This is a genomic window from Aerosakkonema sp. BLCC-F183 (genome assembly GCF_041929145.1).
Classification (GTDB): domain Bacteria; phylum Cyanobacteriota; class Cyanobacteriia; order Cyanobacteriales; family Aerosakkonemataceae; genus Aerosakkonema.
This window is the reverse complement of record NZ_JBHFNU010000096.1, coordinates 115912-128561: the sequence shown is the minus strand read 5'-3', so window position 1 is coordinate 128561 and position 12650 is coordinate 115912. Positions and strand designations below refer to the sequence as shown.

Sequence of the window (12650 nt, the reverse complement as noted above, 5' to 3'; positions counted from 1 at the left end):
CCCCCCCCCCCCCCCCCCCCCGCCCCCCCCCCCCCCCCCCCCCCCCCCCCCCCCCCCCCCCCCCCCCCGCGCCCCAGGAAGAAATTCTTAATGAGTGACTTTTGACTTTTGACTTTTGACTTTTGACTTTTACCTCCCCCTTTCAAACTTTTTCCTTCGCAGGCGGTGTAATCCTAGTCTTATTCAAGGTAACCTCCAGTTCCCTGAGAAATTCAAAATCATTTTCGACTAAAGGTTGATTTGCACTTCCCAAAACTCCCTCATCCGCAGAGGGGTACTTTTCCAGGAAAGCAAAAGCTTGGCGAAACTGACGCGGAGTTGTTTCGATGGGGGAATCTAAGTGACAGGGAACAATGCGCTGGAAATCCCAACTCGCCACTCGATTAGCCCAATCGATCGTTTCTTTGGGTGCGCGATTGAGAATGAGAGTTTGCAGAACTGGTGCAACAAATAATCGTCCGCCGCCGAAGAGAGCCTCAAACGATCGCTGCCAGTCATCTTTCCATTTAAACGGAAACAAACCGAAATAAGCTTTTTTGGAGCGATCGGGCGCTGAGAGAGCTTTGCCAAATAGTTCTTTTAGGGCGATCGTATCCAGTTTACTCGGTTGAAAGTAAAAAGCAAACAGACAAATCCGCTGCCATCCCTTGCGACGGTTTCCTTCGTTATCTCTAATAACATCGAAGGCATCGTCTCTGGCGTGGAAAAGCAAAGGATAGGGGTCAAGTTGAACGATTTCTGGCGGATTTTCCGGGATAGAAACCACCGCATCTGTCACCAGCAACGTGCGTGTCAGCTTGTGGAAAAATGCCACTTCTCCAAATCGCCCCAGTCCGAGATCCAGCGGGCCCAGTATTGCGTAGTCAAATTCTTTGGCAAAAGGTACTTTGCTGCTATCTGAAGGTAATATATGAGTGCGTTTGGGCGGAAAACCCAGCCAACTCAAAGGTAAATTCAGGGGAAAACTCCACTGGGAAGGCGCGACGAAGACTTGGGCCAAAGGGAAACGTCTGGCAAAGGGGCCAACAAAAACTTTGTGTTCGATGCCGGAAACGGTAGGCAGGATGATATATTTAACGTCGCCATGCTTTGCCGCCAACTCGTTAACCAGACGAATGCACTCTTTGGTGGGTGCGATCGGTGCATAAACGAGCAGACCGCCTTCAGATAGTTTAACTACGGTCATCCGAATTGGCACGGCAACATAGAAGATGCCTTGGATTTGGTCGAAAGTCCAAATCGTGTCTTTGACTATCTCTCGGCGGAGTGTGCGCCGCCTGCTGTATGGGTAAAGTGGCACAACTGCCCAGAAAGGCCAAGACCAGTCTCCAGGACTGATGCTCGCATCAACTTGTCCCCCCTGCGGAAATAACTGGTTAGTCATTAGTCATCAGTTATTGGTCATTAGTCAGTTTTTGCTACACACTTCGCCGAGAGTTGGCGAAATACTTAGAGATTGAGGATTATTTTAAACTACACCTGCAAGTGCGGTGCAGTCAACTAATGATTGATCGCTTTGAGTTCAATTTAATCAAAATAAATAAATAATCTCATCTCCACCAGGAGCGGTTGCCAAAAAATACGCGATCTTATCTGCGTTCCGAAGCGTGTATCTGCCTACATCTGCGGTTAAATTTCTTAATTCCACGAAAAGTAACGCCGCCATCAAGGCAGCATTACTTTTTTAACGTTGGTTTATTGACTTTTGAAGGTTTTTGTCATTACCAAAGGGCTCTGACTGGGCGGCTCTGTTGAGTGGTAGCTTCGGTTCTGGTATTTACACTCGATTCGGCATTGGATTCGTTGGTTTGTTCTACCATCTGAGTGGAATTTTGAATATTACCACTTGTTTGTTCGGTAGTTTGTTCGATGCGAGCGGGAGTGGAGGTACTTCTGCGAATAGTAGTTTCTTCTACTACTGTCCGCCGAGTTGTGCTTCCACCCATCATTTCTGTTGTGGAGCTTTCTCCGGAAGCGGAAGATGCCGATCCCATATTCAGTACTTCAACGACAAGATTGCCATCCCTCATAGAGGTGGAAATTTCCATTCCGGGGCGCAGTCCCAGACGCTGTATTTCGGTGCGGCTAATCATTACTTCTGTAGAGTCGCCATTGGGCATTTCCAGGGTGACTACATTGCCGACAATACTTCTAATTTTACCTCTCATGCTTTGAGAGACTTCCATGCGATCGCTCTGGTTGATAACCTGCCCCTCTACTCGTTCGCCAGCGATCGCCGGACAAATTGCCGCTAAGGAAAGCAAAAGCGATAGTGCTGTACCCGTGAATAATTTTGTTTTTTGAAGACGCATTACAACCTCACTTTTACGAAAAATACCGGAGCGCAGACTGTGCTGTCTATTCAATCCGAATTGTTGACATCGATAAAACACTAACATCTTACAGATTTTAACCTAATTGGGTTGGCTGGAACTCTATCTAAAGATATCAGCCTTCTGTTTTGCACCGGTTTGCAAATGCTCTTTGCGATCGTCAGATCGCCTACCTGAAAATACAAAGACTTTTACAGAGTAAAAGTATATACTCTGCTCGGTCTGAAAGTAGGGTTTTTGTTATTGCGATCGCTACTCAGCAGTCTATTGTCAGCAGTCCGATCTTATTTGTCAATAATTTATGACTTATGACGCACGACTAATGACTAGCAAAAAGCATAGCTATACTATACAGGATTTCGATTAAAAAAATATTAAGACAAGATTTAGATAGTATAATATGTGGCCAATAAACTAATCTGCGTCTAAAATCTGGTTGAATTGTTTGCTGAGGATGATAGATGAAAGCAATGGTGAGAGGAGAATCCCTATCTAGAAGGTTCATGCTGCTCTGCTTCAATGCAGTAGTTTTACTGAGTTCGAGTCAACCACAAGCTACAGCCTCTATACTAACTGCACAAGAGGCAACTATCGGCGAGGCAAAACTTCAAAGTCACATACCTGCTCTCGCGCAACCAGCTTTTGTACAACCGGTGTCCCCTGCATCCTCAGTCAAGCCGGCTCACGATACCAATTTGGTAATCAAATTGCGGGAGCGTAGGGTTTACGTTTATCGGAGCGATCGCGTACAAGCCAGTTTTCCGATCGCTGTAGGCAAGGCAGGTTGGGAGACTCCCACTGGCACCTTCCGAGTTCTACAAATGCTGCAAAACCCAGCTTGGGAGCATCCCTGGACAGGACAGGTTATTCCTCCTGGGCCGAATAATCCCTTGGGCATCAGGTGGATTGGCTTTTGGAGTGACGGCAAAAATATGATCGGGTTTCACGGCACCCCCAACGAGCAGCTGATCGGAAGGGCAGTTTCCCACGGCTGCGTGCGGATGCGAAATCGGGATATTCAGGCATTATACGAGCTGGTATCTCTGGGTACGCCCGTAATCGTGGAAAGATAGCTCAAAAAGTCAAAAGTCAAAAGTCAAAAGTCAAAAGTCAAAAGTCAAAAGTTAATCTTAGGACTTACGCAGAACATCTAAATGTAGTGTCAATTCATGAATTGACACTACTAAATATAGTGTTTTTTCAAACTGGCTGCGTAAGTCCCGAATCTATTTGTAGGTTGGGTTACTTTACCGGAACGCTACGCGAACCTGAGTCAACTCAACCTAAAGCTTTATTTTAGTGCGGTTTCCACAGGCTGGCGGTCACTTTAACAACGTAAATATTGTTTATATACAAATATTAAGCAAGAGGATCTGTTAAATGGGATAAACTGATAAAAATTGGTCAATTCTTACAAATTTTTACAGTGTATTTAATTACAGAAACATTGTTTATATACAAGGATGAAAACAGACTGTTCATTAGATGGGGATAACGGCTCGAAATAAGTAAATCATTATAATTTTTTAATAGTATATTTAACTACAGGAATGTTGTTTATCTATAAATATTAAGGATAAGAGTTGAAGCACTCAAACTCGAAAACAATTGTGCAAAACTAAATGCAGAACAAGTTTTCGTCAAAGGGTGAATTTGGGAGCAAACCGTTGGCGAATGTAATTAACTCTACAAAAATGGCGTAAAGGTAAAGAGCCAGTTACCGAAAATAACAGGAAGTTAGGTATGGAATCTACTGGTATCAAAACGAAACAGAAGGCCGATCGACAAGCGGCATCAGAACATCCCAGCGGCGATAAGCGCTTCAAAGTGCTAGATATTACAATGAAGCGAGCGCAATATCGCCAAGATGCCTTGATCGAAGTGCTGCACAAAGCACAAGAATCCTTCGGTTTCTTAGAAGAAGACGTATTGCTTTATGTAGCGCGAAAGCTGAAACTGCCACTCAGTCGCGTTTTTGGCGTGGCAACCTTTTACCATCTCTTTTCCCTCAAACCGAGTGGGGCACACAGTTGCGTAGTTTGTCTGGGAACTGCCTGCTATGTCAAAGGTAGCGGCGCAGTACTCTCCGCATTGGAAAATCACACCGGCATCCATCAAGGCGAAACAACAGCAGATGGACAAATGTCACTGATGACAGCACGCTGTCTCGGTGCGTGCGGCATTGCGCCGGCAGTTGTTTTTGATGGTACGGTCGCTGGCAAACAGACAGCAGAAGAAGCGATCGACAAAATCAAACAATGGGGAATTGGGAATGAGGCATAAGGCTTAGGAGATAGGTAAAAAAGAAACCAATTACCGATAAAGAATTATGGATATAAGCGAACTTCAGGAAATAGCCGAAAAAGAGCGTTCTCACCAAAAGCCAATTCGCGTGCATTGCTGTACCTCAACCGGTTGCCGCGCAGCTAATTCGCTCTCAGTTAAAAAAAATTTGGAAGGGGCAGTTAAAGATGTTGGCTTAAGCGATCGCGTCCAAGTTGTTGGGGTCGGTTGCATGGGTTTCTGCGGCAACGGGCCACTGGTAGAAATCGACTCCCAAGAAAAACTCTACGAACGAGTTACCCCCAACGATGCTGCCAGTATTATTGAAGCCATCAACGGCGGAATTGCCACCGCACCGGAAGGCGATCTCAAACATCCATTTTTTGCCCGTCAAATGCGGATCGTCCGCGAAAACAGCGGCAAAATAGACCCAGAAAGCATCGATGAATATATCGCTGTTGGCGGGTATCAACCCTTATATAAAGTTATCCACGACATGACACCAGCAGAAGTTGTGGATGAAATTACCCGCAGCGGATTGCGGGGAAGGGGTGGTGCCGGTTATCCGACCGGATTGAAGTGGGCGACAGTCGCCAAAATGCCGCCGGGACAGAAATATATAGTGTGCAACGGCGACGAAGGCGATCCCGGTGCGTTCATGGATCGTTCTGTGTTGGAAAGCGATCCCCATAAAGTTTTAGAAGGAATGGCGATCGCAGGTTATGCTGTAGGCGCATCCGAAGGCTACATCTACGTTCGCGCCGAATATCCGCTAGCGATCGAACGCTTGGAAACTGCCATCAAACAAGCCAAAAAATTGGGGATCTTAGGCAGCCAAATTTTCTACTCCGCCTTTGACTTCAAAATTAACATCCGCATCGGTGCCGGTGCGTTTGTCTGCGGCGAAGAAACCGCCTTAATTAGCTCGATCGAAGGCGGACGCGGCAATCCGCGCCCCCGTCCTCCCTACCCAGCCCAAGAAGGACTTTGGGGTTGTCCGACCCTGATTAATAACGTAGAAACCTTCGCCAATATAGCTGCGATCGTTCGCGAAGGTGGCGATTGGTACGCCAGCATCGGTACAGAAAAAAGCAAAGGCACCAAAGTCTTCGCCCTCACAGGTAAAATCCGCAACAACGGTTTGATTGAAGTACCGATGGGCATTACCCTGCGGGAAATTGTCGAAGAAATGGGCGGCGGTATCCCCGATGGCGAAGTCAAAGCCGTGCAAACCGGTGGCCCTTCCGGTGGCTGCATCCCCGCCTCCCTGCTAGACACCCCAGTCGATTACGAATCGTTAAGCAACTTGGGATCGATGATGGGTTCCGGCGGCATGGTGGTAATGGATAAAGAAACCAGTATGGTGGAAGTCGCCCGCTTTTATATGGAGTTCTGTCGCGGCGAAACTTGCGGTAAGTGCATTCCCTGTCGTGCGGGAACGGTGCAGATGTACCACACTTTAACGAAAATCCTCAAAGGAGAAGCCAATCAAACGGATTTGGAAAGATTGCAAGCACTCTGCGACATGGTGAAACATACCAGCTTGTGCGGTTTGGGTCAGTCTGCACCCAATCCGGTGATCAGTACGCTGCGCTATTTCCCAGAAGAGTATACGACGCTGATTAAGCCGGATGTTCTCAATGGCAAAGTAGCAGTCAATCATTAGGGAGATGCGATCTAATCACCATTTCTCAGGATAAGTCCGGACATTGAAGGCATTTAAACCATGTACGCCATCAAACTCGAACTCAAGTTGAATAACGCCGAACGCACTTTAATGGCGCAACACGCTGGCTTTTCGAGGTTTGTCTACAACTACGGGCTAGCCCTATACAAGCAAGTGATGGATATCAAAGGAGGTGTAACCAAAAAGATTTCAACCATCCGCAAAGTCTTAACCAACCTGACTAAAAAGAAGCCTGAATATGCTTGGATGAATCAACTTTCATCTCGCGTTTATCAAAATGCTTTCATTGCCTTAAAAAACGGGCTGACTCGATTCTTTAAAGGGTTAGGCAAGTTCCCAGTTTTCAAGCGCAAAAAAGACAGAGATTCCTTCACGGTTGATTCATCAAATGGGGTAGTCACGGTTAGCGTTGGGAACTTCATCAAAATTCCCACACTAGGGACATTTAGACTGCATGAACCAGTTCCCTTCACAATAGCCAGCCAAACTTTCACGGTGTCCCGCCACGCTGATAAATGGTATGTGTCGTTTGCTATCTATGCTGAAAAAGTACCTCCCGTGTTTCATAAAGTAGAGAAAGTCGGTATCGATCTGGGTGTGAAGACATTCGCCACATTCAGCGACGGGACAACTATAGAAGCCCCTGCATCTATAAAGCAAGCGAAAATCAAGCAAGCTAAATTGCAGTGGCGCAATCGGAACAAACAACTGGGAAACAAAAAGGCAGGAATACCCACGTCTAACAATGCCAAGAAGTACTACAGGCAAGTTGCTAAGCTTCACGCCAAGATTACTAATATTCGACGCGATTTCTTGCAGAAGCTAACAACGAAGATTAGCCAAAAGTATTACTGTATTCGGATTGAAGATTTGAACATTAGTGGTATGATGGTTAACTCCAAACTAGCTGATGCTATCAGTAACTTAGGTTTGTACGAGTTGCGGCGGCAACTGACCTACAAACAATCCATGTTTAGCACAGTTGTTGAGTTGGTAAACCGTTGGTTCCCTTCATCTAAGACCTGTTCGGAATGTGGGCACATTCAACCAATGAAGCTAAGCGATAGGGTATTCCATTGCCAGGGGTGCGGCTCGATTAAGTGTCGCGATTTCAACGCCTCACTAAATTTGGAATATGCACCCCCCGACAAAGTACGGAGGGCTTCTCCGGAACTTAACGACTGTGGACAGGAAGCTGCCGACAGCCCTGGACGAAGCAGTAAGTAAACTTCAATTTCCGGTTATGTCCGGATTTGTATAAGTTTTATGGAGCAGTTAGGAAAAGTTTGATGCCAGAAACGATGAAAGCAGTACGCATCCATACCTATGGCGGTCTAGATGTTCTCTCTTACGAAGATGCGCCGCGTCCTCAAATTGCTGAAGATGAAATCTTGGTTCGCGTTTGCGCCGCCGGTGTTAATCCGGTGGATTGGAAGATCCGCGAAGGTTATCTTGCAGGTATGCTGAACCATTCGTTACCCCTGATTTTGGGTTGGGATGTTTCGGGGGAAGTGGTGGAAGTCGGCGCAGCAGTTAGCGAGTTCAAAGTCGGCGATGCTGTTTATGCGCGACCGGATATTAACCGCGACGGTGCTTATGCTGAGTTCATCGCGATCAAAGCTGCGGAAGTGGCATTTAAGCCTAGCTCATTAAACCACGTACAAGCAGCAGCTGTGCCTTTGGCTGGGTTGACGGCGTGGAAATCGCTATTCGACGCCGCCAATTTGCAAGCCGGTCAAAGGGTGTTGATTCACGCGGCGTCTGGCGGTGTGGGCAGTTATGCAGTGCAGTTGGCTGGCTGGAAGGGTGCGGATGCGATCGGCACAGCTTCAGCTCGCAATCTCGACTTTTTGCGGGAACTGGGAGTTAAAGAGGCGATCGATTATCAAGCGGTGCGGTTTGAGGAAGTAGTTCGCGATGTGGATGTCGTGTTCGATACGATCGGTGGCGATGTCCAGGAACGTTCTTGGCAAGTTTTGAAACCCGGTGGTGTGTTGGTTTCTGTGATTACTCCCCCACCTGCGGAGATGGCTGCACAACATAACTGCCGGGGCGAGTACGTTTTCATTCAACCAGATGCGGCAGAACTAACAGAAATTGCCCAGTTAATTGATGCAGGTTATGTCAAACCGATCGTGGAAACTACACTGCCTTTGGCAGATGTGCGTCAAGCTCATGAGTTAAGTCAAAGTCATCGCGCTAGAGGCAAAATAGTGCTGCAAGTTCTCGATTAAAAGAGTTGACCAAAAAAAGCGGTTTCAAGCCTCCCATTTCAATGGGAATCATCAAAAGAATTTTCCGAATTTCAAGAGCCGCTCTTTGAAAGCCAAGCCAATCCAAAATCCAAAATCCAAAATCGAGTGACATCGGCGCAGTTTTATGGAGTAGAAATTATGTCAGTAAAAACTTTAAAAATTGATGAGGTTGAAGTAGCGATCGAGGCAGGTGCAACAGTTCTACAAGCAGCCAAAGAAGCAGGCGTTCGCATCCCGACTTTGTGCCATTTAGACGGAGTTTCCGATGTCGGCGCTTGTCGGTTGTGTTTGGTAGAAATTAACGGCAGTACCAAACTTCAACCTGCTTGCGTGACGGAAGTAGCTGAGGGAATGCAAATTCAAACTAATACTCCCAGGCTGAAAGAATATCGTCGCATGATTGTGGAAATGCTATTTTCTGAAGGCAATCATGTCTGCGCTGTTTGTGTGGCAAATGGGAATTGCGAATTACAAAATTTGGCGATAGAAATGGGGATGGATCACTCGCGTTTCCCCTACCGTTTCCCGGAGCGAGATATCGATGTTTCTCACGAACGTTTTGGCATCGATCACAATCGCTGCGTGCTGTGTACTCGCTGCGTGCGGGTATGCGATGAAATTGAAGGCGCTCATGTTTGGGATGTGGGATTTCGCGGTGCTGCGGCAAAGGTAATTACTGGTTTGAATCAGCCTTGGGGACAAGTGGATGCTTGTACTAGCTGCGGTAAGTGTGTGGAAGCTTGTCCTACGGGTGCGATTTTCCACAAAGGATCGACGGTGGCGGAAATGGAACGCGATCGCACGAAATTGGACTTTTTAGTTACAGCGCGGGAGAAAAAAGAATGGACAAGATAAAATTTGCAACGGTTTGGTTGGCTGGTTGTTCTGGCTGTCATATGTCTTTTCTCGATTTAGATGAATGGCTGATCGATTTAGCCGAAAAAGTAGATGTGGTTTACAGTCCGGTTGGTTGCGATCTTAAAGAATATCCCGAAAATGTGGATGTTTGTTTGGTGGAAGGCGCTATTGCTAATGAGGAAAATCTCGAACTAATCCATCAAGTGAGAGCGAAAACAAAATTGCTGATTTCTTTTGGCGATTGCGCGGTTACTGCTAATGTACCGGCAATGCGAAATATGATTAAAGGCACAGATCCGGTACTGAAACGCTGCTATTTGGAATTAGGAGACGAGAATCGCCAACTTCCCAGGTTTCCAGGGATTGTACCGGAATTGCTCGATCGCGTGATTCCAGTGCATGAAGTGGTAAAAGTCGATATGTTTTTGCCTGGATGTCCGCCATCTGCCGATCGCATTCAAGCTGCGATCGAACCTTTGCTGAAAGGTGACAAACCTGTGATGGAAGGACGCGAAATGATTAAGTTTGGCTAAGGGGGAATTTTGGATTTTAGATTTTAGATTTTGGATTTTAGATTGAAGTTAAATTGCCAATCCAAAATTTGAAATTTCCCAATTACCAATTACCGGATCTCAAACAAACGTACATGGATAGCAAGCAAACCCAACCAAAGTGTATAACCCTGCGATCGCAAATCGCGCAGCTAAAAGAGCCGATTATTATCGGCGTTGCTGGCGATAGCGGTAGCGGGAAATCCACTTACAGCAATGGAATTAGGCGGCTTTTGGGTACGGACTTAGTTAGTACCATTGAAATGGATGGGTATCACAAAGAAGATCGGGAACAGCGGCGCATTAGCGGTCGGTTACCCCTCGATCCGGAAGCCAATCATTTAGATTTGCTGCGATCGCATTTGGCACTTCTCAAACAAGGCAAATCCATAGAAGTACCAATTTACAATCACGGTACTGGTAAATTCGATTCGCCAGTGCCTCTCGCGCCATCTCCTATTGTAGTTGTAGAAGGATTGCACGCCCTTTATCCAGAAATTTTACCTTTACTGGATTTCAGTATTTATGTAGATCCAGATCATGATGTAAAATGGCAGTGGAAGTATGAGCGAGATGTCAAAAAACGCGGTCATCTGGCAGAAGCTTTAACTGAGGAAATGCTCAAGCGGGAAGCCGCTTACAAAAGATGGATTGATTTCCAAAAAACTAATGCCAATGTAGTTATCAAAATCTTTCCCAGTCACCTGAAGGATTTCTCCCGTCATGAATTTACGGGGAATCTGCCAGCTAACTGCTACAAAGTGGAATTGATTGTCGAACCAGGACAAGTTTCGCTGCCAAGTTTGCCGCTACCTTTTGACTTTGCCGCTATGTTGGAAGCTAACCAACCGCCTTTCATGTTAGCTGCGGTTCCCTGTATTTATTGGGGAAGAAAGGTGATGATTATTCACATCGACGGTGTGCTATCTCAGGATACGATCGCCACTTTAGAAGACCAAATTGTCGCTTATACAGGTATTCCTTTGGCGTCAGGACTGTCAACGCAAAATATCCCGGATTTACAGGCTCACGAACAAGTATCTGCAACCCAATTCGCGCAATTACTAATTACTTGGCGCTTCTTGGAATTGGTCAATCATCGCTTATCTGAATTGATGGCTAGGTGAACTTTAATAACAAAGAAAATCATCAATTCAAAATTGTTATAAAGAAGGTGAATCCCATGTCGAAGACTATCGTTATCGATCCTGTTACTAGAATAGAAGGTCATGCTAAAATTTCTGTTTATTTAGATGATGCTGGAGAAGTTTCTGATGCGCGTTTCCACGTTGTTGAATTTCGCGGATTCGAGAAATTCTGCGAAGGCAGACCGATGTGGGAAATGGCGGGAATCACTGCGAGAATTTGCGGTATTTGTCCGGTCAGTCACTTGTTGGCATCAGCAAAAACGGGAGATAAAATTCTGGCCGTGCAAATTCCTGCCGCCGCTGATAAATTGCGGCGGATGATGAATTTGGCGCAGTTTACGCAATCGCACGCCCTGAGTTTCTTCCATCTCAGCAGTCCGGATTTTCTGTTAGGTTGGGATAGCGATCCAGCCAAAAGAAATGTGTTTGGTTTGATTGCGGCTGACCCGGATTTGGCTAGGGCTGGGATTCGCTTGCGGCAATTCGGACAGAAGATTATTGAATTGCTGGGGGGTAAGAAAATACACGCGGCGTGGTCAGTTCCTGGCGGCGTGCGATCGCCTCTTTCGGAAGAAGGACGCGCCTGGATACGCGAGCGACTTCCGGAATCTCGCGCTACAACTGAAGCCGCCCTCGATTTGTTCAAAAATATGCTCGATCGCTTCACCACGGAAGTGCAAGAATTCGGAAATTTCCCCTCTTTATTCATGGGTTTAGTGGGCAAAAATGGGGAATGGGAACACTACGGCGGACACCTGCGCTTTACCGATAGCAATGGCAATATTGTTGCCGATAATCTCAGTGAAGATGACTACAAAGAATTTTTGGGCGAAGCTGTAGAATCTTGGTCTTATCTGAAATTTCCTTACTACAAACCTTTAGGATATCCAGATGGAATTTATCGGGTAGGGCCATTAGCAAGGCTAAATGTGTGCAATAATATTGGTACAGAAGCAGCCGATCGCGAGTTGCAAGAAATGCGCGATCGTGCTGGTGGAGTTCCTACCTCTTCTTTCTTCTATCACTATGCCAGATTGGTAGAAATTCTCGCCGCCATTGAAAAAATCGAACAGTTGGTGGACGATCCCGACGTTGTTTCTAAGCGAGTCCGCGCTGATGCCGGTATTAACAATTTGGATGCTGTGGGAGTCAGCGAAGCACCGCGAGGCACCCTGTTCCACCACTATCAAGTAGATGAAAATGGCTTGATTAAAAAAGTCAACCTGATTATCGCTACCGGTCAAAATAACCTGGCGATGAACAAAACCGTGACTCAAATTGCTAAGCATTATATTCACGGTAATGAAATTCCGGAAGGAATGTTAAACCGCGTCGAAGCTGGCATTCGCGCCTTCGACCCCTGTCTGAGTTGTTCCACTCACGCAGCCGGACAAATGCCTCTGCATATCGAATTAATTGCGTCAGATGGAACAGTTGTTGCTGAAGTCGATCGGCAATAGAAAATAGTTAAAAGCTAGGGTATGAAGGCAATTTAAGTTTTCAAACTTTTTACTACTTTTATAAAGGAGATGAAA

The 12650-nt window shown here is 46.3% G+C and carries 11 protein-coding genes; 9 read left to right on the top strand and 2 right to left on the bottom strand.

The window, feature by feature from the left end:
- Positions 1-142 precede the first annotated feature (142 nt).
- Positions 143-1384: a DUF4336 domain-containing protein gene (locus ACE1CD_RS28555; protein ID WP_374795836.1), complete on the bottom strand. Its 1242-nt coding sequence runs from the start codon at positions 1382-1384 to the stop codon at positions 143-145.
- A 337-nt stretch (positions 1385-1721) separates the two neighbouring features.
- Entirely contained in the window at positions 1722-2312 is a 591-nt protein-coding gene (locus tag ACE1CD_RS28550) for a hypothetical protein (protein ID WP_374795837.1), read from the bottom strand.
- A 491-nt stretch (positions 2313-2803) separates the two neighbouring features.
- On the opposite strand from ACE1CD_RS28550, the gene ACE1CD_RS28545 reads away from it, so the two are divergent.
- The 9 genes from ACE1CD_RS28545 (at position 2804) to ACE1CD_RS28505 (ending at position 12575) form a co-directional block, all read left to right on the top strand.
- Positions 2804-3406: a L,D-transpeptidase gene (locus ACE1CD_RS28545; RefSeq protein ID WP_374796057.1), complete on the top strand. Its 603-nt coding sequence runs from the start codon at positions 2804-2806 to the stop codon at positions 3404-3406.
- 670 nt (positions 3407-4076) lie between these two features.
- Positions 4077-4616 carry a bidirectional hydrogenase complex protein HoxE gene (gene hoxE, locus ACE1CD_RS28540; protein WP_190465369.1) on the top strand — a complete coding sequence of 180 codons (540 nt, stop codon included), beginning with the start codon at positions 4077-4079 and terminating at the stop codon, positions 4614-4616.
- Positions 4617-4662: 46 nt separating this feature from the next.
- Positions 4663-6282 (top strand): NuoF family protein, encoded by a 1620-nt coding sequence (locus ACE1CD_RS28535; RefSeq protein WP_374826963.1) that lies wholly within the window; start codon positions 4663-4665, stop codon positions 6280-6282.
- A gap of 60 nt (positions 6283-6342) precedes the next feature.
- On the top strand, positions 6343-7530 hold the full coding sequence (locus tag ACE1CD_RS28530; protein WP_374826962.1) for an RNA-guided endonuclease InsQ/TnpB family protein: 1188 nt from the start codon (positions 6343-6345) through the stop codon (positions 7528-7530).
- A 62-nt stretch (positions 7531-7592) separates the two neighbouring features.
- Positions 7593-8537: an NADP-dependent oxidoreductase gene (locus ACE1CD_RS28525; RefSeq protein ID WP_374826961.1), complete on the top strand. Its 945-nt coding sequence runs from the start codon at positions 7593-7595 to the stop codon at positions 8535-8537.
- Between the two features lie 159 nt (positions 8538-8696).
- Positions 8697-9413 (top strand): bidirectional hydrogenase complex protein HoxU, encoded by a 717-nt coding sequence (gene hoxU / locus ACE1CD_RS28520; RefSeq protein ID WP_374826960.1) that lies wholly within the window; start codon positions 8697-8699, stop codon positions 9411-9413.
- The gene (locus ACE1CD_RS28515; RefSeq protein WP_190465364.1) at positions 9401-9949 is read left to right on the top strand and encodes an oxidoreductase; all 549 of its coding nucleotides are present in this window, start codon (positions 9401-9403) and stop codon (positions 9947-9949) included. The genes hoxU and ACE1CD_RS28515 overlap by 13 nt, the downstream gene beginning before the upstream one ends.
- A gap of 113 nt (positions 9950-10062) precedes the next feature.
- On the top strand, positions 10063-11094 hold the full coding sequence (locus tag ACE1CD_RS28510) for a phosphoribulokinase (protein ID WP_374826959.1): 1032 nt from the start codon (positions 10063-10065) through the stop codon (positions 11092-11094).
- Positions 11095-11150: 56 nt separating this feature from the next.
- Positions 11151-12575: a Ni/Fe hydrogenase subunit alpha gene (locus ACE1CD_RS28505; protein WP_374826958.1), complete on the top strand. Its 1425-nt coding sequence runs from the start codon at positions 11151-11153 to the stop codon at positions 12573-12575.
- The last annotated feature ends 75 nt before the right edge of the window (positions 12576-12650 follow it).